This window comes from Methylobacterium sp. CCH5-D2, from assembly GCF_001556475.1.
Classification (GTDB): Bacteria; Pseudomonadota; Alphaproteobacteria; order Rhizobiales; family Beijerinckiaceae; genus Methylobacterium; species Methylobacterium hispanicum.
In genome coordinates this window covers 1-24,663 of record NZ_LSIX01000898.1, presented here as the reverse complement: position 1 = coordinate 24,663, position 24,663 = coordinate 1, and the positions used below count along the sequence as shown (strand labels likewise).

Genomic DNA, 24,663 nt, shown 5'->3' with positions numbered 1-24,663 from the left:
GCCGGCGGGCGATGCGCCGTTCCCGGCGAAGGATCGCACTATTGTCGCGAATCCGTCCGAGCGCCCGCCTCAGGGCGAGGCATCGGGTGGACGGTAGAGCTCGAAGGGGTTGCCGTCGGCCAGATGGCCGAAGGGCGTAAAAACGTAGTCGCCGTCGTCACGTCCAACGGCGCAGATGACGTAGCGAACCTCGCCCGTTGCGATCTCGGTGCATTCAATTAGCGCCAGGTCGCCGCTGGTCGCGGCGTGCAGCAGCGTCTCGAAATTGGCACGGGCATGATCGGGAATGCTCATCGCGCGGCTCCCTGAGGAAGTCGATCGGCGAGCCAGCGTCCGGTGCTGATCCATTCGAGCGTCCGGCCGGTCGAAAGATCGAGCAGATGGGCGCCGCCAGAGAAGCCGTCGATTACGGGGTCCGAGGCAATATTCGCCCACTGGAAGCCCCAATGTCCGGTCAGGCCGAAGGCCGCGGCGCAGCGGGTAACGAAGGTGATCACCAGTTGCTGGTCAGCGCTGCCAGGATCGCGCAGCCACAGGCGAGCCGATCCGAATTCGGGCGAAAGGGTGAGCAGGAACGGCTCGGCCGGGGGATCCTCGCGGGAGTTTTCGGCCATCAGCGTGGTGTAGATGTCGAAGGCGCGCGTCGCGTTGGCGGCAGTGCCGACGTCGAGCAGGCAGGAAAAGCGGGTGAGAAAATCGGTCATGGCGGACTCCTGAAACGAAAAAAGCCCGGCGCTGGGCCGGGCTTGGGAGGGATCGAAAGACTGTCCGGCTAGTAGCCGAACCGCCAGGACGGCCAGTCTTGACCGTCGTCGGCGGCCTGCACTGCCTCGCCGAGATAGGCGGGATCGCCTTCGACGATGGTGGGATCGCGGACTGGCGTCTCATCGATGACGGTGACGCAGGCAACTAGCCCGTCCTCGACCTCGACATGCACGGGAACGAGATACTGGAAAACGACGCGCCGGGGCGCCGGGCTGGATTGCGACATGGCGTAGCTCCTCGATTGGGGGAATAGACGGAGCGGCCAAAGCCGCCCCGCCAGAGCGATCATTCGGCCGCGACGAGGTGGCGTTCATCGTCTTCGCCAGCGGCCTCCTCGTCATCGCTCGCGAGAAAGTCGGGCAACGCCGCCCCATCATCCTCGCCTCCGGTCTGGGTTTCCGCCGTCGACACCTCACCCTCGGCGACCACGCGCAGCGGCTCCGGCAGCCAGCCGGTGTCCGCCAGCAGGCGCTCGGCCTCCTTCGCCATGTCGCCCTTCTTCAGATGGTCGATGAGTTGTGCGGCTTGCTCGCCGGCGCCCTCGCGGACCGCCTGCAAGATGCGGGGCTTGGTCACCCGGTTGAGGTAGTTGCCGAAGGTCGGTCGCCAGCCGGCCTCGACCAGATCGAGGCCTGTCGCCTTCGTCAGTCGGTCGGCCTGCGAAAGCCTCATGTCGAGGGTATGCTGGGATACACCGCTGCCACTATGCGGGTTCGGCCGCTCATAGAGCGCGTTCACGCCATAGCTGACGCAATGCGCGAGGAGAGCCATGCGGCTGGGCTCATCCAGGTCGGCGAGCCAGTCCCACAAGGCTGCATCGTCCTTCGGGATATCGCCAGCCCAGGCGGCGTGGCGGTCCTGCACCGCACGGGCGGACGGGCTGTCCTTCAGCGCATCGTCCTGGGCCGGGAAGAAGACGTGCTTCACCCCGGCTTCCATGGTGCCCGTATACATGCGGGTCATGAAGGTGTCCGAGACGAGCTTGTGGAGGAGCGCCGTCATAGCTACGTGCGGGTTCTCCGCGACGGCGTTGCGCAGCGCGAGCGTGCGATAGGCCGTCAGCTCGATCACCAGGCGCTCCGGCAGCGGCTTGATGACGCCGTCATCCTCGTCGTCCTCGGGCTCGGCAGGCTGGCCGCCGATGGTGATGACCGCCCTCTGCACCGACGGCTCGGCCAAATCGCCGTCGGCGTCCACGCCGTTCTCGACCTCTGGATCGATCGGTGCTTCATCCTCCGCCCGCACGTAGCCACGGTCGATGGCGAGGGTGCCGTCATGGGCGACGCTGATGAAGACGCCCGCGCGCGGGATGTCGTCCGCCTCGTAGCGCATCGGCCGGGTCTCGAAGGCTGCGAGCGCCGTCTCGATCTCGCTGAGGCGCTGGTCTACCTCGTCCGGCAGTTCGTCGGCGCCTTCATACTCGGCTTCGAGCTTCTGATACTCGGCATTGAGCGCCTCGATGGTCGCCTGTTCCTCGGCCGAAAGGTCGAGCGGCTCGCCCTGCAATTCCCGCAGGCCGCGCGTCGTGTCGTAGGGAAAGCTGACCGCGACCTCGATCCACTTCCAGCCTTCGGCGGCGATCGACTCGGCGGTGGCCTTGAGCTTTTCGGCGACCAGGCGGTCGAGCAGGCTCGCGTCCTGCAGCCAGCCGCCATCATCGGACTGGAAGAGATCGCGCATGACGATGCCTCCCGCCTGTTCATAGGTCTCGATTCCCACGAAAACCGCGCGCTTGTCCGCGGCGCGAACGGTTGTCTCGGTCAGCATGCGCCTGATCTGGTAAGGCTCCTTCGACCAGGCGTCCTTGATCGCGTCCCAGACCTGCTGCTGACGGGCGTGGTCGCCCGACACGGTGAAGGCCATGAGCTGCTCCAGCGTCATGCCGTCTTCGGCATAAACCTCGAGCAGCGCTGGCGACGCCGAAGCAAGCCGCAGCCGCTGTTTGACGACTTGGGCCTGCACGAAGAAGGCCGCGGCGATCTCCTCCTCGGTCATGCCCTTGTCGCGCATGTCCTGAAAGGCGCGAAACTGGTCGAGGGGATGGAGCGGCGCGCGCTCGATATTCTCGGCGAGCGAGACTTCTTCCGCGAGGATCGCGCTGTCGCGCTCGCGCACCACGCACGGCACCGGCGACACCTTGGCGAGGCGCTTCTGCTTCACCAGCAGCTCCAGCGCACGGAACCGGCGTCCGCCGGCTGGGACCTCGAACATGCCGGTCTCGTTGCCTTCGGCATCGACGACCGGGAAAACGCTGATGCTCTGGATCAGGCCGCGCCGGGCGATCGAGGCCGCCAGGTCCTCGATCGAGACACCAGCCTTGATGCGCCGGACGTTCGACTGACTCAGGACCAGCTTGTTGAAGGGGATGTCGCGCGAGGGCGACAGGACGATCTTTTGAGCTGCAACAGCCATCGGGATGTACTCCGCGACGGGCGGCCAAGAGACTCTCTCTCGACCTCCAACCCGTCACGAAAAACCCGTCCTCCCTCTCACTCTCCTCCTGGGCGCGCCCGGCGAGACCCCGGAAGGGCATCGGCGCGACCAAGGAATCTGGCAAGCGCCTCATCCTCAGGCGCATCCCGGTCGAACAGGATGTATTCCGCGCCGAGGCGCCGCGCGTATTCGGCAATCCCCACCAGATCGGCGGGGAGATTATCGCGGTCGCCTTCTCCGACCCAGATGAACCAGCCGTAGGGTGTCGCCGCGACAAGCTCGTCGCCCTGATCGACGTGAACATTCAGATAGGTGCTCGACGCTTCCGAGAGGTGAGCGGTCGAGCAATCGAAGAAGACCCGGAGCGGGTACGTGATCATGCTCATGCCGCCCTCCTTTCAAGTGCATCGGCGGCAACGTCGCGGGCAGCGGCCTCCGGCGCATGCGCCAGCAGCCAGTCGGCCGCCTTGCTCGCCTGACTTGCGGCCCGAACGATGGCGCGGTTGTCCTCGCGCAGGACCTGCAGCCACGAGCCGATATAGTCGGCGTGGCGGACGGTGGGCACGATGCCGAGTGAAGCGCAGCAGAAGGCTGCGTTCATTTCGGCGACCAATTCCTCGAACGCGTATTTCTTGGTGCCGAAGCCGCCGGTCAGGTCGCGGCCCACTCGGCTCGAGTGACCCGTCGCGTGTCCGAGTTCATGCAGGGCCGTGCGGTGCCAGTTGATCGGCTCGAAATAGGCTTGTGGCGGAGGGACCTGCACATAGTCGAGCGCAGGCACGTAGAACGCCCGATCACCGGCGATGCGAAAGTCTATGCCTGAGGCGCGGATCAGCGATTCGACCTGTGGTTCGATCATCCCCTGCGGCGGCGGCGGCGCATTGACCGTGACGTCCTCCGGCAGGCCCTCGCACTGGGCTGCGTTGAAGACGGTGAAGCGCTTCAGGAACGGGATCGCCTGCGCGTCCTCACCGCTCTCGCGGGCGCGGCGTTTCTCGTCTTCTGGCGTGAAGCGGTCCGCATAGACGACGGTCGTACCGCGCGCGCCCTTGCGGACATTGCCGCCGAGCGAGAGTGCTTGACGGAAGGTGAGCCAGCTCTGGCCCGGAAAGCCGTGTTCGACCACGGCGCCCCACTGGAGGGCGGCGGTCACGCTCTCGGGTACGCCCTCGGGATAGCGTTCAGCCGCGCCCTCCCAGGTGAGCTTTGCCAACGTCTGCTGGGGTGTGAGTGCGGGATCGTCGCGCTCTTCCGGATACTGGTAGGCAAGCTCGTCGAGGCTGAAGCGGCAGCGGTCCGCGATCTGCAGCGTCCGGGCAAGGGCCTCGGGATAGCGGCTGAACAGACGATGCATTTCGTCCGGCGGCTTGATGTAGCGATCGGCATGTCGCTCTCGCCGATCGCCAAGCGTATCGATCGTGACGTTGTGCCGGATGCATGTGACTACGTCCTGCAGGATCCGCCGGGCCGGCTCGTGGAAGAGGACGTCGTTCGTCACCACGGTGGGCACGCGCATCTGTGTGGCCATGTTCGAAAGCTCATGCAGTCGGAGCTGATCGTTTGGCCGGCGGCGCAAGGTGAGCGCGAGATAGGCTCTGTCGCCGAAAGCGTCCCGCAATCGCCGCAGCCGGAACTCGCACTCGTCATCCGCCAGGTCGGGTACGAGCGCGACGATCAGGCCTTCGCCATACGCGACGAGATCAGGCCATTCGAGGACGCACCGGGCCTTGCCCCCTCGCTTTTTGCCCAGGGACAGAAGACGGCAGAGGCGCGAATAAGCGGGTCGATCCGTTGGATAGACGAGCACGGATGTCCCGTCAGAGAGGTCGAGCCGGCAACCGACAATCAGGCGAACGCCGGTCGTCTTGGCCGCTTCATGAGCACGGACGACGCCGGCGAGCGAATTCCGATCGACGATGGCGACGGCCTCGATCCCAGCCAAGGCCGCTTGCGCAAACAGTTCCTCGCAGGAGGACGCGCCGCGCAGGAAGCTGAAGTGTGAGGTGACCTGCAGTTCGACGTAGCGAGGTGAGCTCATCCGAAGACCCCGTGGATGAACCAGCGGTGCGACCCCGTCGCCGTGTCTTCGCCGTCACCGGCACGATAAAGCCAGTAGCGTTCGCCGGCGTCGTCCTCGACCCGAAAATAGTCTCGGACGGCGACCAATTCGGCGTCGCGCTTCCACCACTCTCCGAACACGCGCTCCGGTCCATCACCCCGGCGCAGTCGGCGACGCACGCCGCGCCAGGTGAATGAAACGGGCGGATGATCAGGCAAGAGCGCTACAGTCTCGACCTGCTCCGGATGGGCCAGCAGACGCGAGGGCCGCGGCCAATGGCCGGGCCATGCTGCGCCCGTATCGGCGGCCATCGCCGGAATGCGGGCAACGGAGCGTTCCGGGACGTCGCTCGCAACCGGCGCCAGCCGATAGAGCGCCTGCTCGCCCACCCGGTTCATGAGCGTATCGATCAGGTCCGAGACGTCCGGCACACTCTCCTCGATAAGCGAACTAACGGTTTGCCGGCGCTCGATCGGCTCGGCGACGCTGGCTGCAAGCGTCATCACCTCGATTCCAAAGCCGGGCTCGATCGTCTCGATCTTGTCGCATAGGAGGCGCGTCAGGCGCTTTGCATCCCGGACCGGCGTTGCCATTCCAACCCGGACCGCCTGTGAGCGACTGTCGACACGGTGGCAGATAAGGTCGAGGCGTCGTGCGCCGAGACCCGCTGCCTCGAGGCGGTCGCAGAGCTGATCGACGAGCTTGGCGATGTAGCGGGCGATGGTCTCCGCCGCGCCAATCGGTTCCGCGAACGACCTGCGCACTTCGATCAGGTCGGCGGGTCGAATCGGATCGATCGGCTCTGACAGATCGCCAAGCGCCTGATCGATACGGCGGCCGATCGCTGGACCGAAGCGCAGGGTGAGCGGCGCGCGCGGCTGCGCGAGGATATCGCCGATGGTTTCAAAGCCAAGCGTCCGCAGCGCCGCGACTATCGAAGCGTCGATGCGCAGCGCGGCCAGCGGAAGCGGTTCCAACAGCGATGCATCATGACGTTCAGGAGCGATTATCGTCGCGCGGGCTGCAAACCGGGCCAAGGCGTGGGCCGCGCCCCAGCTGTCGGCGATCGCACCGCGAGCGGCGATACCGGACATGGCCAGCCTACCGATCAGGCCCTCCAGCATGACAGCTTCGCCGCCGTGAAGGTGATCGGCTCCGGTCGAGTCGATGATGATCCCGTCTGGAGGATCAGGGGCCACGACAGGCGCGTAGCGCAGGAGCCAGGTGGCGAGCCGATCAAGTGCCTCCACATCGGCTGCCGGCTCGGCATCTTGCACGATGAGGTCTGGCACCAGGACCTGAGCCTTGGTCACAGGCATGCCGGGGCGAAGGCCGGCGGCCACGGCAGCAGCATTCGCCGCCAGCACCACCCGCCTGTTTCCTTCCCGGCCAATCAGGACGAGCGGCGCCTCAGCCGGAGGCGCCGCGTCGCCAGCCTTCCGCCGAAGCCGGTCGGTGGACCAGCTCGGCAGGAAGAGCGAGACGACCCGTGTCATCGCACGCCTCCAACTCGAAATCTGCACTCTCGCCCGCGCGTGCGCGGATCAGTTCGACCAGCCAGCGGGCACGCCCTACGCCCGGAACAGGCAGAGGTGTCGATGGCACCATAGACACGCGCCAGCGTGTCATCGCGGCGGTGGGTTGGCCGAAATCAGTGGCTTCGGTCTGTCGTCGCCAACGCCGCAGCGCGATACCGATCGATCCGCTGCCCTCGGCTGCCAACTGCAGGCGGCGCGAGGCTGTCATGGAAAGCCGGGCCACCTCACCGAGAACCGCCCCTAGACCACCATGGCGCAACCCTTCCTCCATGCAGGCCAGCACGGTCTTGTCATCGCCGGCTTCGAGATAGATTACGCGATCTGACGCAAGACCTGCCTGGGCGATCGCCGGCGCGAACAGGTCCGGACGGGTGATACACCAGAGGATCTTGCCCTTGGTTCGAGCCGCGACGCCCGCGCTGAACAAGGCTGCTGCAGCACCATCGACCGCGCCATTCCCACCGCCTGCAATCTCATGCAGCGCGCCAAGCGCCAACCCGCCACCGGGGAGTCGTGAGTCGACGTCGGCAATCCCAAACGGGAGAACCGATTTGGCGCGCCGACTCCGGCCTTCGATCTTCTCGATCTGCGCGCGCAAAGACTCTATGGCGGGTTCGGGCCGCACGCTTCCAGTTGACCTCCGGATAAGGGTTCGTCATCATGTTCTCTATTTGTTCTATCTTGCGCGTGTGAGAGTCAAGCCGGTTTTCCGGACAGGAAGAGTTTTAGCCAATCTTGAAAGAGGACGCGCGTAGCCGGTCCGGTGAAAAAGACGTGGACCGCTACGGCGGCGAGATATCTGCCGGTCCTAGATAGGCGATGTCGATCTTGCCGACATCCGTGGCTACCACAGCCCGGAGCAAACCGATCCGGTCTGGATTAAGCGCAGCCTGGAGGGTGCCAAGCGGCGCGGCGTCGGCAGAAAGTACGCGGGGTTGCCCGCCCCAGTAATGAACTTGGACCGGTGTGCCCGGAGGCGGCGGCGCTCCAAGCCAGTTAACTGACGCCCAATAACGCCGATCAGCCCAGGTGCGGTTGTCAGCGGGCATGAAGCTGTTTGTGAACTCCGTCCAGATCGCCTTCGTCTCTGCGGTAGGCCAGTCGGGCAGAGCGCTCCAGGCGGCGACGGCGTCCGAATTGAGCCATTCCCGCAGCTCCTGTCCCGTCGTGAAGGTCGCTGCGGTGTCGGTGACTGCCTTGATCGCGGCAAGCCGCGAGTTGAAGCCGGCTTGGATCAGGATCGAGGCTGACCGATTGAGCGTGCCGGTCTCCACCGCAGGAACTGCTGCGCCAAGTTCGTGATCCTCCAGTAGAAGATCGAAAACGCCGACCGTGTCACCGTTGGCGGCCGCCCGAACGCGGATCGCCTCCATCGCCCAAGGCAGGCGATAGACGAGGCCACCCTCTACAAATTGCAGGGTCTCAGAGGCCTGCGCTGCGCCCAGCGCCGCGAGCGGTTGGCCAAGCAGCCATGCGCGCAGGATGTCGCGCCAGTTCGCCGGCAGGGGATCGGGGGTGAAGGGATAGAAGGCGAAAACCCGTTCGGCGAGGCCGGCGATCGCAGTGATCGCCCCCTCGGTGTCTCCTTCGAGGATCGCGCCATTAGCTTGGATCAGGAGAAGATTGGCGTCGGCGGCGATGGCATCGAGCGCATGGCCTGTCGTCAGCCCAACCCCCGCGAGGAAGTAGCCGCGTCGTCCGGCGGCCGTCGACTGACTCCAAATGAGTCGGCTGCGGGACACGAGGCCGGCCTTCAGCACCTGTCGAACCTGCAGGTCCTGGCGCTGCAGACGGCGGTGCCACAGTGAGGATTGGAGGATGTCGTGGAGGGCCGTCTCGATGCCCTCATCGGGAATGTCGTTTTCCCCGATGAGGCTCAAGATCGCCGTATCGAGCGTTGCGACATGTCGTTCCCAATCGGCGAGCGCGCGTTCGCGTTCTTCGGGCTTCTCGTTTGCGACTTCCGGGAAAGTCCAGGCGGCCGCGTTGTTGACGACGTACTCGACCAGCTGATTGAGGTCGCCGCCGATGCGCGAGCGCATTCGCGTCAACAGCATCGCGACAAGCCGCACGAGGCCGCTTTCCATCTCGCGCGCGCCGAGGTCGGTGATGAGGGCTTCCCAGTTGCGCCGCTTCTTGGCGATCTCGTCGAACATGGGGAAGAGAACGATGCCCTCGACATCGACATAAGCGCGGCCCGCGCGGCCGATGACGTTCTTGAACTCGCTGATCTCAATGCGCTCGCCAGCCCGGTGAAGGGAATACATGACGACGGCGGTGGCGGAGAGGTTGAGGCCCTGCGCCAAGGTCGGAGATGAGATCGTGACCTTGAGAACATTCTCGCGTAGCAGGCGCTCGACCTCCTTTCGATAGGCGGTGGGGAGTGCGCCATGGTGAAGGGCGACACCGAGGCGAAGGCATTTCAGGATTGCGCTATCGGCGCCCAGCCATTCCTCACCAAGCGCAATCGCCGTGTTCAGAAGGTTCGGGTCGGCCTCGAGCAAAGAGCGCAGGGCGCCGCGCTCATGCAAATCGACGATGACGTCCGCAAACGGCTCGACGCTGCGCCGCTCGGGGCAGAAGATCAGGACCGTCTGACCATCATCGACTAGCCGCCAGGCCGTCGCAAGGCAGAGTTCGCGCTGGTCGTCGGGAAAGAGACGGGTGCGCCGGCGCTTCGGCGGAATCCAGTTGGGTGGGGCCGCACCGGTGAGAAACCGCTGGACCCAGGGCCGCTCGTCGCCAACCCGCAGGTTGAGCCGCGCCGTTGGCGACGTCCAAACCACTTCACCGAACCGCAGCCGGGTCGGCCGCCAATCGTTCTTGATCAGCCCGCCCGGGTGATCGCGCCGCAACCAGGCGGCAAAGTCGTCGAGCTGGTCGCCATCTGGCAGGATCGCCGAAAGGCAGACGATCCGTCGCTCCTGCGCGTCCGGGCGACGAAGAAGCCGCTGGATCTGTACCTCGTAACGGACCTCACGCTCGTTGGGGCCGATCATATGCCCTTCGTCGAAGACCAGCAGACCGACATCGTCAAGGAGCGAGGGGTCGTTGCGCAGGGCGAAGTCGAGCTTCTCCGGCGTCGCGACCACGATGTTGCGCTCGCGGATGGCGTCCTCGTCGAAGCCGCTGACGCCGATGCTGCCATATAGGGCCGAGATGGTCTTGCCGAGCGGGCCGAAGGTCCGCTGCAACGTGGTCTCGGTCTGTGCCGACAGCGCGCGCAGCGGGGTGACGAAGACCACCCGCTTGCCGCCCGCTAGGCACCTTAGAATGCAGAGTTCGGCGATGCGGGTCTTGCCGGCGCTTGTCGGCAGCGACACGACCAGGTCGTCGGACTGGTCGGCCGCCCGAGCGGCCGCCTCCGTCTGCGACGGCCAGAGGTCGATTTCCGCTTTCGGGCGACGCTGCAGTAATGCGATGAACAGCTCGCGCAGCGGCTGCCAGTCGGCTGCGGCACCACCGGCCGGCTGAAGCGGAACCCTCTCGTGAAAGGTGCTTGACCAGAGATCCGAGAGGAGGTGGATCGCGACGCGATGCGCCCACCATTGCGGCAGCATGTTCATCTCGCTGCAGATCGCGAGGCTGGTGCGAAGCCGTTCGAGCGCTTGGTCGATCAGCGGCCGCTCGCCCCGTTCGAGAGCGAGCAGGAAGAGCGACATGGCGGCCATGAAGGCATCGGTGAGCGCGATATCGAGACCGTCGAAAAGGAAGTCGTTGCCGTCCTCGGGCGGGGCGGCAACGGCTTCGGCCTGATCGAGCTGAGCTTGGATGCCTGCGGCGATGCGTGCGTCGCTGCCTTGGCCGGAGGCGCGATAGTCGAGGACGCTGGAGCGCAGGGCGCCGAAATTGCGGCGCATCAACTGCGCGAGGGCCCGCTCGACCGGCGAAAAGTTCTCGTCGGTCTCGACGATGGCGAGCAGCGAATATGCGCGTGCCGACAGATGGGCGAGGTGATAGGCCCCAGCGGCCATGACGAAATGGAAGTCGCGATCGACCTCCTGGCGGTCGCCCTTGGCCATCACGGCTTCAAGCGCCGTGGCCGCCTGCTCGAAGGCGGTGCGCGCCTGGGCAGCGTCGCCGCCAAAGTCGCGAAGGCGCAAGCCAAGGCCCAGCAAGGCATAAGCGTAAGAATGAAGATCGTAGCTCAGTTGGGGCGCGAAGGCCGGTGCGTCGGCCGGAAGAGCGCCATCGCGCCAGATGATCGCGCGGGCCTGGCCGCGTGCGATCAGCCGCCCCCGGAAGCCGGCGGTCGCCGCTTCGGCGATGTCGGCCGCGATCGCTTCAGGGGTTGTTGGCATCGGCGATCACTCGATCATAAACCGCGCCGATGAAGGCGGCGTGCCCGTCGATGTATAGCCCAATGCCCCATTGGTTGATGGCGCCGGGATAGGCTTGAAGGGAAGCGGTCAGCAGCGCCTCGGGCGCGTTGCCGGAAAATGTGAATAGCAAATGCTTGACGCTCTGCGGCGGAATACCGTGCTTGAGTAGCGCGTCGTCGATCGCATCCGCCAGCGGCAGATTATCGAGTTCAAGCAAGCGGGCCGAGATAAAGGACAGGGCGTGCGCCGAAGGCAGTCCGCCGTCCTTGTCTAGGCCAGCACGCGCGTCGGTCAGGACCTGGCCGGTGAGCGTGGCACGGCTCTTCGCTTCGGTCTTTAGGAAATGCAGGCGCTGCGACTGGGCGTCCTGCAGGATTCCGATCACGTCGTCGCCGCGCATCGCCATGTTCCGATGGTCCTTCCAACGCAGGCGCTTGATCGGAGCTCGGTAGCCGCCGCTATGCGCGTCGATCCATTCGGTCGCGTAGATCTCGCCAAGGTCGCCAGACCGGATTTGCTTGGTCGTCGGCAGTTTGCCTTCGATCAGCGCCGCAGCGGCGGGCTTGCCGAGCCTGGCGAGCGCGCGCGCCAATTGTTCTTCCGAGGCGTAGTGCGCGGGTACGATGGCGGCAGTCGCTTGAATGCCGGTGGCGAGGCTCGCCGCCTGTCCGGTCATCACCCGGCGATGGTGTGTCCCTACCGGCCCATCGACAGAGACGCACCAGTCATTGAACTGCGCCATCCTCGTCCCTCCCGGTCATTGAGGAAAGAGGTCGCGGACGCGCATGAACGGCGAGCCGGTTTCAGCGGCACGGCGCACCTTGCGTTCGAGAACTTGGGTGAGTGGGAGTTCACGGTCGAGCATCTCGTAGAGATCGAGCCCGTCCATGCAGATGACGCGCTTGCCGCGCCCGAAGGCCGAAAGGCCCTCTTCAGTGAAGCCGCTGTTGCTGACGAACAGGCCGCGGGTCCAGGCGGCCTTTTGCTCGATCTTGCCATGGAAGGTGTGCAGCTCGGCGACGCCCATCGGCTGGCCGTGCCACTTTGCCTCGACAAGGTAGGTCTCGCTTCCGAGTTGGAAGCTCCCGTCGATCTGCTCTCCCCGCAGCCGAAAAGGCTCTTGGGCCGCGAGGCCAAAGGCGTCGAACAGGCCTTTCAGGAATCCTTCGAAGGCATAGCCGCGCGCATGAGGTGCGAGCGTGGTGACGCGAAGGAGGTCGGACTTAATCTTCGCGACCGCTTGCCGATCGACAGGGGGAGGCGACGGGCTCGCCGCAGGACGTTGGGGTGAGGCGCCGCCAGAAAGGCGGTTTATCAGTCCCTGATACCGCGCCTCCGCATTCGCGACGGGGTCAGCTCCGCCCGACCGGGCAAGATATTCGGAGCGATGCTCCCAGAGCGCGGTCAAGGCGCGGACGGCTGTCGAATCGTCGCAGGTCTGCAAGAAATAGCGCAGGCGCTTGCCCTTTGACCCTCCATTGGCCGAGTATTTCGGATCGTCTATGTTGACCTTGAGCTCTGAGGCAAAGAAGTCCGAGAAGCTGGGATCGGAGAAATCCAGCACGAAGCCGGGACCCCGGACGAAGTCGACGAGGTCGTCAATGAGGCGCAGGTCTATTGATCTAATCGAACTGATGTCCTTTCTCCCCAGCGGACAGCTTTGAGTTAGCTGTTGATCGTTTTTTCAAGCGCGGCAATTCTCGCGAGTACGTCGTCGAATGAAAGCGGTGTCTGGTCAAACATCATCGGCATCATCGCCCGATAATCGGCTCGCAGATCTTTGGCCCGAGCGCCGTCCGGCATGAGCTGGAGCGTGCCTGGCCGTGCCGTTTCGTAATTGGCCCAACCCGAACGAAAGAACGTGGCTTTGTGGCGCGCCACCTGCACCAGCAAACCGAGATCGGCAGCGGCGGCTTGGCCGTCGTCCGTCTCGAGAAGCATGGCGAGGTCATAAAAGTGCCGCGAGAAATACAGCGGCGTGGGTGACCCGGCGGGGCGATGCGCCTCCGCATGGAGCGCGGTCGCCTTCTCCCAGAAGGTCCGCCTCGCTGACAGCACGGTCACGCTGGTGTCGGGATCGGTGAAGAAGTCTGGATAGTCGTCGGCCGCGTAGGGGCGGATGACTTTCTCCTCTGTCGGCCAGGGATCGCCGCGCGCGCCGAGCTCGAATTTCACGCGCGGCGTGATGTAGGCCATGCCTTCGTATTCGGCGGTAGGCAGCGCGGTCGGATAGTGGAAGTTGACGGTCTGCGCGTCACCGGCGTCTATCTCTAGCGACCACTCGCTTTCGGTCGGCTCACCGAGTTGTTCGACGATCGCGGCGCGAAGCGCTGGCAGAAGTCGCTCGGCGATGTGCTGCTCGACATCGCTGACTAGGTCGTCGATCAGCCGAGCCGCCTGCTTCTTGCTGATCCCCTCCTTATCGGGGTCGCGCTCGCCGGTGTATCCGAGTTCGGCACGGTCGAACGACAAGTCGATGTCCTCGGAGAATCGGCGAATAGCGTTGAACGCTTTGGAGAGCGACGTGCCGCCCTTAAAAACGAGGGTTGCCGTGGTGCCCTTCGGTAGACCGAACAGGCGCTTCAGGCTCCAACATACCCAGAAGTCCTTTTCGATGATCGTATTGGCGACGCCCCGCCCGGCGCCGGTCTCCCCGAAAAGAGCTGCACGATCGTCGGTGGGAAGGCGGGCGACATCATCCATCGATATCGGCCACCGCTGCGTGGGCAATCGAGACGAGCGTGGGTCGCATCCAGGCGGGCGCTTGAACGGCGGTTGAGGCCAACGTCTTCTTGTCGTTGGCCGAAAGCCGGCGCGCCGCGACCTGCGCGACGTCAGCCGCCCGAACGGGGCCGACATGACGAAGCGCCTGAACCACCGTCCCGGCGGGGCTGCCCGGTGCGATCAGATGCTTGGGCGAGGCGTGACGAAGGTCGACGACGCGCTTTCCCAGCACGACGCGCCGCGACGGGCCGTCGGTCAGATAAGTGCTTTGTGCCGGGACCTGGGTCGAAAGGCCGAGCGCGTTCGCTGCGCGCGCTCCGGAGATCTGCACCTGCGAGCCGGTCTCCCGCGCAAGAGCGTGGGCGACATCGTCCGGCGCGGGTGACAACGCCCCAAGTTTCGGGTGCAGCTTGGGAAAGTCGTAAAGCCCACGCGCAAGCCGCCGGAGCTGTCCGCCCTTCACTAATCGGGAGAGTGCCTGATCGACAGAAGAGCGGGCGGCAACTGTGAGGAAGTCGCTAGGCGTGAAGACGCTGCCACGTCCGCTGGCGCGGACGCGTTTCATGAGCCGGTCGGGGACTGAGGCGTTTAGCGTCTTCATATGTCAGAAAATAAGGCAAGTTTTTCTGACATGCAAGTGGCGGCATTCCTCGTCTAGAGTGCGACCGCCACTTGCTAAGCATTACGCCGCGGCGCGTTGCTCGTCATTCGCCGCGCCGGCAGCGTCCGGTGCCGCAGCCTGCTGCAAGAAGCGAGCGAGTGCTGCGCGCCGAGAATCCCGATCCACGGCATAGGCAGTTTGTTTGAATTCAATGCCGTCTAGGAGGCCTTGGATGTAGCCGGAGATGGTATCAGCGGCCATGATCAGCGCCGTGTCGAGCGTGTGTATGTAGTTGCTGGTGACGGAGCCCTTCGAATGGCCGACCAGAGCAGCGATAGTGACCTCGGTAAAGCCGAGATCGTTTGCAATGCTGGCAAAGCTGTGCCGCAAGACGTGTGGTGTGATGTCGGCTAGCGGCGTTGCTTTGAAGATCTGGTCCCAGTGGTTAGGAAGGCTTCCGAACGCGTTGTCGTCGCCGTGTCCAGGAAACACGTAGGTTCCTGAGCGAGTTCTCCGGCTAGCTTCCAGGTATTCAACGACCGGTAGGCCGATCGGACGGATTGAGCCTCCTTCCTTGCTGTCAACGAGGCGGAGGCAGCTCGCGCTCGTGTCGGCTTCAGACCAAGCAAGCGTGACCATCTCCGTGCGGCGGCATCCTGTCAGCGCAAGCTGGCGGATGATGTCGACCGATAGCTCATACTTCTCATTTTCAGCAGCCTGCGTGAGAATTTCGCCGAGCAACCGATATTCGGCCTCGCTCAGCCGTCGTGCGCGCACGTTGTCCTTCGGCCGCCTCACACCGTGCGCTGGATTGGTATCGATGATGCCAGCCTCGACTGCATAGGTCAGTATTCCACCAAAAAGTCCGATGGTGCGCGTTGCCGTGCCCGCTCCACCTCGCACGATAGCGCGACCGCGAAGCTTCCTCGTCTTGACGCTGCAGCGGGTCTTGCCGGCCATGATGTCCTTCAGGGCCTTCGTGATGTCCGCTTTCACCAGATCCTTGACCCTATGCGTACCAAGCAGAGGAATGATGTGGCGCTCGATGCGCCCCGTGTCGGAGAGAATGGTGCTGGCTTTCTTGGGGCGCCCGCCCTTTCCAAGAATGAGGCCGGCTTTAAGATCGGCGACGTAAAGGTCACACAGTTCCTTAACGGTAATCGCTTTGCTGTCGAGCTGCTTCTCTTCGGCCGGGTCGTCGCCTTGAGCGATCCTGCCCAACTGGACCTTCGCCTCTTGGCGAGCGCGCTCTGGTGTCCAGACGCCGTGCAATCCGATTGTGAAGCGACGCGACCGCTTGCCGAGCCTGTACTGGATGACATAGCTGCGCTTGCCGGATGCGAATACTCGGAGGCCAAAGCCGGGCAGTTCGTCGTCCCAAATGACGTAATCTTTCGCGCGACTGTCCGCGGCGTCGACGACCCGTTTCGTGAGCTTAGGCATGGGCTTCCTCCGACCCTAGCGTTTCCTCTCGCGTAAGCACCACGTAAGCACGCGGGCGAAAACAGTGGCGGGGAGAAGAGTAGCTTTGGCGGAGAAGAAATGCAAATTGTTTAGCGTTTACAGGGAGATAGGCGGACATCGGCGGCTCCTTGCGCTTATTGGCGGAGCTAGCCATATTCCCTCCGAAGGCAAAGGTCACACGTTCGAATCGTGTCGGGTGCGCCAATCTTTTCAATGACTTAGCACGTATCGGGTTGTCCCGGTATCGCTCGGGGCTACTGTGGGGCTACAGGCTGCCTGCGAACGCAGGTGTGCTACTGGCGGCTCGCGACGGCCGCCCATGTCCGCTCAACGGCGAACACTCCCTCCCGCCCTTCCGGTAATGTTCCCACGCATCGAGCCATCGGCATGTCGCCGTCCCCGGCAGTGTGCAGTTCGGCACCTTGCGGTCCGCACCGTGACCAACCAAGCTCGGCTGTTAACAGATGGCCAGCCCGTTGGGCGCAGACTTTGTGGGAGATTTAATGGACGGCCAAAGCCATCTACCGAATCAGCCCGTATCGATTCCGCCGGGCTATGAACTCGCCCAGGATGCCTTGATTCGCTTCCACGCGGAACGCATCAAGGCCGTCGAGAGCGAGGACCGGGTTGTCCAGCAGGCTCAGGTGACCATGCTCGTCACTGAGGCCCTGTCCTCAGGCAGTCTCATGATCTTTGTCCGCACGCTGGAGGGGGGCGTGGAACCTATTCCGACCGGCGTGTGGCGCCCGCACCCGACCGACCCGGGCCGACAGCACTCAAATATTGCCAAGCTTCACCAGACCGGACGCTGCCTAACCGATCCCTTGGTCCTGATCCACGAGACCTTCACGGCAAGTGGAATTGCGCTGGTCGACCGGAACAACTGGGTCGGCTTTTCGAATTATGCCGGCAAATGGCCACCCTACGACATCCCGGTGTCCGTCAGGCTGCTCCTGCGCTTCTGCGAGCACAAGCGTGCGTTCAGCGAAGGCCTTCGAATACAGAAGTGCGACGCCATAGATTGGTTCCGGTACAACTGGCCGCCAGAAATGGAGCATCGATGGCCTGCACCTGATCGGTTCCATAAGATATATAATAACAAGGACAATTGCCCGACATTCGTCTCCGAATTCGCGCAAGTTGTGCTCGATGAAAGCGAGCGTATGCGTCTTCGTCCCCGCCGACCACCGCTTCAAGGCCGCCGCCCGCTTCCTCCAGGCGCTCTGGCGCGAGGACCGCGGCCTCGCGATCGGCACCCACATCGACCGCCGCAACCCACACCGTCCCCGCCGGCTCGGCTCACGTATCTCGACCGCGGCCGGCGCGCTCGGCAGCAACTTCCTTCATCCGGACATCATCCCGGTGGTCACCCGTGCCCTGACCTACCGCGAGCCGGGCGCGGCCTACGACGTCGACCGCCTCAAGACCAACCTGCTCTCCTCGCAGCCGCTCGTCTTCAACCTGTTCGGACTGCTCGCCCGCGACCTGACCCTGGCCACCCGCTTCGTCGCGGAGCTGCTGCCCGGGACGCTGACTTCGGCCACCGACATCCTGTTCGAGCACAGCCCCGGCCGCGGCGATCCCCGCTTCACCGCCGACCGCACCGCCTTCGACATCGTCCTGCGCGGCCGCGACACGACCGGCGCCCGCGGGCTCCTCTGCATCGAGGTCAAGTACAGTGAGGCCGGCCACGAGCCCGCACCGCCGCCCCACCCACGGCACACGGAGATCGCCCGCGCCACCTCCGGCCTGTTCGTGGCCCCGGACGACCCGACACTGACCGGGCCCGCCTGCCAGCAGCTCTACCGGCAGCACTGCCTCGCGAGCGCCATGCTCACCGCCGGGCTCGCCGACACGGCGACGCTGGCCTTCATCGCCCCCACGCACAACCAACTCGCACACGCGGCGGCCGCAACCTACACGCGCCAGCTCACCGACCCACGGGCTGGCCCGATCCCGTTCGTGCCGACGACGCTGGAGCACGCCTTCGCGGCGCTGGCCGCCGCCGGCCTGCCCGACCACGCCCGCGCCCTCCATCGGCGTTACACCGACTGGTGGCTCGTCGACGGCGAACTCGACCTGGCGGCGACGGTCGCAGCACCGTGGGACTTCACACCGCGGCCCCCTTCAGGATCGACCGACGCCTCGCGACCGGCGGCCAAAGCCTCACGCTCCGACGGTGGCACCTTGGTCAGCAACCCTCGACGCTCACATCGTGCTCGCACCACCAAGAGAGCGACGCGCACTGCCGCCTAACACCCCGTCGTTGCAGCACACGGACAGCCAAACTGCCTGTTCGTGACCACAACAATCCCGGCGCGGTTGCCCCCGCGCCGGGCTTCGCCACGCCTCGATGCTCACCATGAGCAACCGGCGGCACCAGCGCGGAGCCGAGCCGAGCCCTGTCTGTGCCACAACTGGCGGCACGCAATCTGCCCCTCGTCGCATCCGTCATCCGACGCGCTCGCCCAGACAGGCGCCTCCGCTCCTTCCGCGGCCCTGCCGCGCCGCGCAGGCGCAGCCCACCGGTACGAACGCAACTGTATTCACCTGAGTGCACGACTGAGCTGTGCCTGAATATATCCCATTCGTCGACCTGCGGAACCAAACGCAGTCCGGCACAATCTCTACCAACAAGGAAAGCTGCCATGAGCAAATCTCCCGAGATCGTCCTCGGCAAGATCGCGAAGAAGATCGAAGTTCGTGACCACTACCTCAGCCGACGTCTGGAAGCTTCGACGGGCCACGCCTATCTCACATGGCGCGACCCAGAATCCTTCCTGCACTGGTTCGTGCCGCCGCAGCTGACAGTCATCTCGTATGAGCACGACGCGAAACAGAACAGACTCGTCCTTCGCGATCACCTCGGCAACACGTCTGAATACCGCCTACGCTACGAGCGGGATGAGCTCAACGCCGTCATCCAGCTGTGCGGCGGTGAGTGCTTCGGGGACCAGCGTGGCGGCGAGGTCCAGTCGATCTTCACTGTCATGTTCGACGAGCTTTCCGCGCCGTGCGAGGAGTTAAGTGAGGACGCGAAGGTCACGTTCGTCCAACTCCTCATCCGCCACCCGACGGTCGCTGCGTGGTACAGTGCTGACGGCTGTGGTCTGCACGAACTCTGGACGGCAGCCTTCGAGCGCTACGTCCAGCGCGTCGAAGCGCGATAGTCGTAGTTGGGGTCAGGCCAATTACAGCTGACCCCCTTCGGGCTAAACTGGCGCGCACGATCAATTCGCTAAAGCAGTAGCGGCAATTCACGACTACCCTATTGCCGCTTCACTGCGAGACTCGGATGAGGATTCAAAGTCGCATGTGCCAACCCGATGCCAGACAAGATGCGGCCAGAACCCTTGGTGGCTTGAGGCCAACTCTACGAGGGCCGGCCATATCCAAAACAGGATCTATAGATTAGAATCCCTTCGTCGATCGACGGCGCCGCGCCGGATCCTGCCGCACACACCACTTACCTCGTTCGCACTTCCGCGCCTGCCATGTGCAGGCGCCTGCTTCTCTGCGCCCCACCCTGACCGTTGCCGCAGTCCCTGGCGCGGCGTCCCTTCAACGGGCGCCACGATGTTCATCAACCACAAAGCTTCCCACCAGCTCGCGGACACGTTCACAACAGGCTGCCTCCTGGACGCCTCCCCCCACCACCTCGGAGGCATCCTCAAGAACCCGGATCTTTTCAGGCCGCCACTGGTGGAACGGCTGCCGCACTGCCCCATCGCGATCCACCTCGATCCCGGCTCCAGAGGCTGCAGCGCGCTGACACTCCACTGCCCGACGGCCGGCATCAGCGAACGTCAACCCCTTCAGATCAAGCAGCTTTCGCCCTGGACCATGCTGGCCGAGACGACCGACCCCAACGACCACGGCGCGAGCCAGGTGCCCACCTTCGCACTCTGGTTCGGCCTGATACCGCTCGTCCAGCCGGGCGGAATTATAACGACCCGCGTCAGCCTTACCTTCCACTTCGTGCGCGAGGCCTGGTGGCCAACCGACATAGCGACCGCCCTGGCGGACATCGCCGATCTCTGGCTCCGACGCCTAACAAACCAGACCCCGCCAGCAGCTTCACACCGACGAAGTCCCACGCACTGACGGGACCACCCGGAAGGGCACATCGCCCTTCCGGCGCCGTTTTGCGGCCCGCCAAGTGTTTGAAACTTGGCACGTTTGCCCACGGGTGTTCTGCCAACATGCGGCCTCGGGCGCCCCCAGCGAGCTCCAGCTCGCCCCCGCTCCGACAGCGCCTCTTGCCATGGAGTGCCATACCAAACGGGTGGCGACCCTGCGGGCAAGGCGTGCCGGGAGGATGGCCAGTGCAGCTCCGGTGAGGTGGCGTGTGACCTCAAGCGCTGGCGGAGGGCCGCGCCTGGATTACGCCGATAGCTGATGCCCGTGTATCAGGCTTCGTGTTCGCGAGAGGCGTTTTGCCCTACCCCGTCCGCTTGCAACCAACTGGCGAACTCGAGATCCTCGAAATACCGGCGATACAGCTCAGCGGACCGCCGTTCGACGGCGTTCTGGAACGCGGCGAGACGCGCTTCGTCCCATCGGCCATCAGGCGTCGACGCGGCAAGCCACATCGCGCGCCCCGCCGGATCCAGCGCCATCGCCGCCATGGCCGCCGCGGCCTCCTGCGTGAGTTGGGTGTCCGCGAGGCCCGGCACCTTGGCGGGCAGTGGGATGTCGCCATCGCCCCGGTTCACCGAGGCATCAACGATCCTCAGGTTGCCGATCCCGTTGCCGAGGAGGCTGCGCCATCCCCGCATCGCACTCGCGATGCCGGCTGGGGCGTCGATCCGGCCGCTCAGCCCAGCCCAGTGCGCGCCCCAATCGGCATGGGGGCACAGGTGGTCGAGATCGTAAGGTAGATCGTCGTCCCGGTCCGAGAGCGGATCGTAGTGCGGGAACGCGGACGCCACGTAGTCGCGTTGCAGCCACGGCAGCAGCCTTCGTGCGGACCACCACCAGGCTGATGCCAGCGCCTCGTAGCCGACAGGGGCCTCATCGCATGCGAAGCGCTCCTTTGCCGAGCGCCAGGCCGGTGCCGGCGGGTCCGCGACGAGGAAGCGTGTCATCACGTCGGCGGGGAGCAGACGGTTCGCGCAGCGCTCCCCGTCGGCGTCGCCGACGCACAGCCTGTAGAGGTTCCGGCCGGGAAACGTGCAGGTCTGCTGGTGCTCCTGCAGCACCTTGAGCGACCAGGCGGCCGCCCGCCCGTCGTTGTAGACGCACAGGCGCCAGAACAGCGCGAAGCGGAGCAACTCCCCGCGCGCCGCGCAGAGGTCCGCGACGGTCAGCCCGGCGCGCAGCCCGCACACCACCCAGAACAGGACGACCTGCCACAGCTCCGTCGGCAAATCGACGAGGGCGGTCCGCGGCAGGCCGTTCGGATTCGATCCGGCGGCCGCGTCGGAAGCGGGTGCGTATTCGAGCAGCGTGCACGCCGCGCGGAACGCCTGGGTCAGGAGCGCCGAGTCGGCCGCCTCGCCGTCCGTCGGGATCAGCTGCGACAGCGCGTCCCGAAACGACGCCGTCTGCGGGACCCGCTCGCTCATCATGCGTGCGAACCCGGCGACGTCCGGGAGGCCGGTCCCGCCGGCGGAACTCAGCGCGTTCGCGATGCGCAGGGCCGTGACGACGATCTTCGTCGGGGCCATGACCCGTCCGACCGCCGTGTGAATCCCCAGCACCGCGTTGTGGACGCGCGGGTCGTGGTGCTTGAGGATGGAGAACAGCCGCTCGTCGTTCGACAACGGCGTCCCGCCGGCACCGATCCGGTCGAAGAGCATCAGCAGGCTCTCGTGGGCGGTCTCCCCGCCGCCGGCGAAGCGGCGCGGATCGATGTGCATCAGCGCGACTTCGCCGTCCGCGACGCGCGCGAACGCGGTGGCGAGCTCGGCCAGCGCCGGTCGGGTGTCCTCGCCCGGCGCCCGTGCCGCGATGAGCCGCGCAAGCCCGTCGGCGCCTGCGCCGGTCGAGACGTGGGCCGCGCGCCAGGCGGCGAGCAACTCATCGAGGCGATAGGTGCAGCCGGATGCCTTGTAGGGCCGGGGGAGATCCCGCTGGCCGTCCGGTTCGGCGAGGATGAGATCGAGGATCTCGTGATCGTAGGCGGCGCGGGTCTCGCCGGCCCCGCCGCACGCGACCGTGAGCGTGACCTCACCATCGAACGCGGCTCTCGCCTTCGCCCGGTCCGAACGCGAGAGCTTCTGCCCGGTTGACGGATCATAGCCGAACGGCTGGCTCGCCGAAGTCAGATGAAGCCTGAGCTTGGCCCCCATCGCCAGGTCAACCCAGAGGCAGCGGCGGTCGAGGTCGGGGCCGCAGACGCCGAGCAGCATGGCACGCGTCCGTTGCTGTCCGTCAAACAGGTCGAAGCCCGCCCGCGCAATCGACGCAATCCGGCCGTTGCTGCCGAAGTCCCGGCCTTGCGCGACGTCGTCCGCGCCGCGGGCCATCAGGAAGAAGCTGCCGATCGGCAGGCCGCGCAACAGCGAGTCCCAGAGGTCGACCACCTGCCTGGGTCGCCAGACCGCGCTGCGCTGGACCGGCGGCAGGGCGAGGAGGCCGAAGCGTTGGAGGGATTCGTGCCGGCCTTCATCCGCCGCACCGCCCCCGGTGCCAGCGCGCAGGACGGCGTTTGAGCTGCGCGCCCAGTCGAGAAATGCGAGGAGGTTCAGGCCTTGTACGGAGGTCCCGTCGAACAGGCGATCAGTCATGACATCCTTGCTGGTCCAAGCGGGCTGACATCGCAACCCGGTCGCCCCGGGCGGCGCACATGATCGACCCACCGCATGACAGAACCGGACGTAGCTCAAGGAGGAGGCCGCCCCCGCGCACCATGAGGGTTGAGAGGAACCGACGCATCGGACACCTGGGTCGGTCCGTAGCGCCCGATGATCGGGACAGCTGATATCGGCTGCATGGCGGGGTCGATGTCAGGCATGCGCCGTGATCCGGGTGAGCCCAGTGCAGCGGGCAACTCCGCCCCCAAGACGCCTACGGTTCGGCGCGGTCGGCCTCCGGTCGATCCGTTGCATCCCGTCCGTGTCGACCCTCGGCGATGGCTACGACAAAATCGGGCCTGGGCCTGAGACGGACTGAGGCGGGGCGCCGCCACAGCCACCGTCCCAGGGCTGTGCCGAGCCGCCGGCAGAACAGAGCCAGCCCGAACGCCCAGGCGAGCGCGAAGAGAACCGTCCGCGCGAGCGCCGCCAGTTCGCGGCCCAGGACGAGGGCGGAGCGGTCGAGAAGCTTGAGCGTCGCGCGCGTCCGTGTGCCGAACCGCAGCGCCAAGCGCTCCGCCTGTGCGATCTCCCCGGGGGTGCGGGCAACCCCGAGAACCTGCAGCACGCCCCGGGGGCCCGCCGCGGCGTAGAGGCCGTGGACGTTGCCGCCGAGGGCGCGCAGGTCCCGCAGTGCGTCGGGCCGGACCGCTGACCGGGCCGCCGCGGTCAAGCCCGCTGCATCGAGGCGCCCCCCGCCCGGACCAAGACACGCACCGCCTCGGGGTCGACGGAAGCACGTACCATGCGCGTCAGCGCGGCTACGAGCGGCGCAGGGAGGCGCCCAAGCTTGCGTGCGGTCTTCAGGATGGTCACACCGGCGCGCAGCGGGGTGGCGGCACCCGCGCTTGCGATTGTCGCCGCGTTCGTCGCCAGCCCCACCGTGGCGAGCCCCAGAACCAGGGTGTCGCACGCCTCGCCCCGCGCGCAGATCGGTCCCTCGCGGGCGATGTCCCGGATGTCGCCGAGCCCTGAGAGGTCGGCCGCGAGCACGCCCGCGAGCCCGGCGGCGGTCTCGGCCTCGCCGGTGGCCGCTCCCGCGGCGAAGGCCCGGGCCGCGCGATAGCTCGCCCCGTTCTGCATCGCGGCGACTCGCGCGCGGCGGTCTGGGGCGACCATGACTCCGTGCGCGTCGGCAAGATCGAGGAAGCTCCGAGCGAGGTCGTCGTCCTCGGCGACGATCGCCGCATCGATTTCGGCCTCCACCCGTTCGGGGGTGAGCACTCGTGGCAGCCGGATGGCGGCGATCGCCGGGGAATTCTGGGCCAGGGCGAGCAGCCGCGCGGCCGTCCCTGCGCGCGGCAGGAGGGGCAGGCCGCTCCCGACGAGAGCGAGTAGCACGGTCAGGAGGAGGATCCACTCGCCGAAGGGCCTCACCCGCATCTCGGCTGCTCCCATGCCCCCGTGGGGAGCCGTACCATCCTGCTCGAAGGCACGCGCCGTCGCCAGCCCGCGACCGGCTTGACCGCCAGCTCAACGCGCTCGCGCTCGAAGGGCACGCGCGGGACCGCCGGCCGCCGGCGAACCTGTTATCCTTCGATACGTGCCGTCGGACCGGCGCGGGAAGGGGACGAGATGAGCAGGCGGTACGCCCCAGCCGAACGGTTCCTGACACTCGGCCTGGCGCTGGCCGATGCGTGAGTCGGCTTGACGCTCGACGAGATGGCCACGCTGCTCGGCGTCGGGCGGCGCACAGCCGAGCGCCTGCGTGACGCCCTGCACCGCCTCATGCCGCACGCGGTGTAAGAGGAGGTTCTTGGGGACGGCACCAAGCCCTGGCGCGTGCCCGCGGGGCGGTTGGCGACGCTGCTGCCACCAAATCGCGACGAACTCTTGGAACTCCGCCCGGCAGCGGAGCGCGCCCGGCAGCAGAGTCTGCGCCTCGAGGCCGAGCGACTGACGAGCCTCACGCTGAAACTTGAGGCGGCGCAGACTCTGCTGCCGGGCGCGCTCCGCTGCC

Annotated in this window: 20 protein-coding genes; 3 read left to right on the top strand and 17 right to left on the bottom strand. The window is 65.8% G+C overall.

Annotated elements, in window-relative coordinates; genetic code table 11:
* Positions 1-69: 69 nt before the first annotated feature.
* The 14 genes from AX737_RS24160 to AX737_RS24100 all read right to left on the bottom strand — a co-directional run bounded on the left by AX737_RS24160 (position 70) and on the right by AX737_RS24100 (position 15,885).
* Positions 70-294: a DUF6117 family protein gene (locus tag AX737_RS24160; protein ID WP_058454239.1), complete on the bottom strand. Its 225-nt coding sequence runs from the start codon at positions 292-294 to the stop codon at positions 70-72.
* Positions 291-704: a hypothetical protein gene (locus AX737_RS24155; RefSeq protein WP_027297052.1), complete on the bottom strand. Its 414-nt coding sequence runs from the start codon at positions 702-704 to the stop codon at positions 291-293. The genes AX737_RS24160 and AX737_RS24155 overlap by 4 nt, the downstream gene beginning before the upstream one ends.
* Before the next feature lie 68 nt (positions 705-772).
* Complete coding sequence (locus tag AX737_RS24150) at positions 773-991, bottom strand: hypothetical protein (protein WP_027297051.1); 219 nt, start codon at positions 989-991, stop codon at positions 773-775.
* Positions 992-1,050: 59 nt separating this feature from the next.
* Positions 1,051-3,177, bottom strand: a complete 2,127-nt coding sequence (locus AX737_RS24145) for a ParB/RepB/Spo0J family partition protein (RefSeq protein ID WP_058454238.1) — start codon at positions 3,175-3,177, stop codon at positions 1,051-1,053.
* A 77-nt stretch (positions 3,178-3,254) separates the two neighbouring features.
* Positions 3,255-3,584, bottom strand: coding sequence for a hypothetical protein (locus tag AX737_RS24140; RefSeq protein ID WP_058454237.1), 330 nt, complete (start codon positions 3,582-3,584; stop codon positions 3,255-3,257).
* Complete coding sequence (locus tag AX737_RS36320; protein WP_082773273.1) at positions 3,581-5,236, bottom strand: zincin-like metallopeptidase domain-containing protein; 1,656 nt, start codon at positions 5,234-5,236, stop codon at positions 3,581-3,583. The genes AX737_RS24140 and AX737_RS36320 overlap by 4 nt, the downstream gene beginning before the upstream one ends.
* Entirely contained in the window at positions 5,233-6,753 is a 1,521-nt protein-coding gene (locus AX737_RS24125) for a DNA polymerase Y family protein (protein ID WP_058454233.1), read from the bottom strand. The genes AX737_RS36320 and AX737_RS24125 overlap by 4 nt, the downstream gene beginning before the upstream one ends.
* Positions 6,668-7,420 (bottom strand): ImuA family protein, encoded by a 753-nt coding sequence (locus AX737_RS32485; protein WP_058454232.1) that lies wholly within the window; start codon positions 7,418-7,420, stop codon positions 6,668-6,670. Before AX737_RS32485 ends, AX737_RS24125 begins: the two co-directional genes overlap by 86 nt.
* A 157-nt stretch (positions 7,421-7,577) precedes the next feature.
* A complete protein-coding gene (locus tag AX737_RS24120; protein WP_058454231.1) occupies positions 7,578-11,096 on the bottom strand; it encodes a DEAD/DEAH box helicase in 3,519 nt (1,172 codons plus the stop codon).
* Complete coding sequence (locus tag AX737_RS24115; RefSeq protein ID WP_027297292.1) at positions 11,080-11,859, bottom strand: Hachiman antiphage defense system protein HamA; 780 nt, start codon at positions 11,857-11,859, stop codon at positions 11,080-11,082. The genes AX737_RS24120 and AX737_RS24115 overlap by 17 nt, the downstream gene beginning before the upstream one ends.
* A gap of 15 nt (positions 11,860-11,874) precedes the next feature.
* Positions 11,875-12,681, bottom strand: coding sequence for a restriction endonuclease (locus AX737_RS24110; protein ID WP_037251215.1), 807 nt, complete (start codon positions 12,679-12,681; stop codon positions 11,875-11,877).
* A 101-nt stretch (positions 12,682-12,782) separates the two neighbouring features.
* Positions 12,783-13,820: a nucleotidyl transferase AbiEii/AbiGii toxin family protein gene (locus AX737_RS24105; protein ID WP_058454230.1), complete on the bottom strand. Its 1,038-nt coding sequence runs from the start codon at positions 13,818-13,820 to the stop codon at positions 12,783-12,785.
* Positions 13,813-14,406 carry a DUF6088 family protein gene (locus tag AX737_RS32480; protein WP_058454399.1) on the bottom strand — a complete coding sequence of 198 codons (594 nt, stop codon included), beginning with the start codon at positions 14,404-14,406 and terminating at the stop codon, positions 13,813-13,815. Before AX737_RS32480 ends, AX737_RS24105 begins: the two co-directional genes overlap by 8 nt.
* A 117-nt stretch (positions 14,407-14,523) precedes the next feature.
* Positions 14,524-15,885, bottom strand: coding sequence for a site-specific integrase (locus AX737_RS24100; RefSeq protein ID WP_058454229.1), 1,362 nt, complete (start codon positions 15,883-15,885; stop codon positions 14,524-14,526).
* A gap of 1,170 nt (positions 15,886-17,055) precedes the next feature.
* On the opposite strand from AX737_RS24100, the gene AX737_RS24095 reads away from it, so the two are divergent.
* The 3 genes from AX737_RS24095 to AX737_RS32475 all read left to right on the top strand — a co-directional run bounded on the left by AX737_RS24095 (position 17,056) and on the right by AX737_RS32475 (position 20,010).
* Complete coding sequence (locus AX737_RS24095; protein WP_238229349.1) at positions 17,056-18,162, top strand: hypothetical protein; 1,107 nt, start codon at positions 17,056-17,058, stop codon at positions 18,160-18,162.
* Between the two features lie 392 nt (positions 18,163-18,554).
* Entirely contained in the window at positions 18,555-19,076 is a 522-nt protein-coding gene (locus AX737_RS24090; RefSeq protein WP_066925805.1) for a hypothetical protein, read from the top strand.
* A 406-nt stretch (positions 19,077-19,482) separates the two neighbouring features.
* On the top strand, positions 19,483-20,010 hold the full coding sequence (locus AX737_RS32475) for a hypothetical protein (RefSeq protein ID WP_082773272.1): 528 nt from the start codon (positions 19,483-19,485) through the stop codon (positions 20,008-20,010).
* 305 nt (positions 20,011-20,315) lie between these two features.
* On the opposite strand, the gene AX737_RS24080 is transcribed toward AX737_RS32475, so the two are convergent.
* From AX737_RS24080 to AX737_RS24070, 3 genes are all read right to left on the bottom strand, one after another.
* On the bottom strand, positions 20,316-22,637 hold the full coding sequence (locus AX737_RS24080; RefSeq protein WP_066925799.1) for a DUF262 domain-containing protein: 2,322 nt from the start codon (positions 22,635-22,637) through the stop codon (positions 20,316-20,318).
* 280 nt (positions 22,638-22,917) lie between these two features.
* A complete protein-coding gene (locus AX737_RS24075; RefSeq protein ID WP_066925796.1) occupies positions 22,918-23,376 on the bottom strand; it encodes a hypothetical protein in 459 nt (152 codons plus the stop codon).
* Positions 23,373-24,086: a hypothetical protein gene (locus AX737_RS24070; RefSeq protein ID WP_156453929.1), complete on the bottom strand. Its 714-nt coding sequence runs from the start codon at positions 24,084-24,086 to the stop codon at positions 23,373-23,375. Before AX737_RS24070 ends, AX737_RS24075 begins: the two co-directional genes overlap by 4 nt.
* Positions 24,087-24,663: the final 577 nt, after the last annotated feature.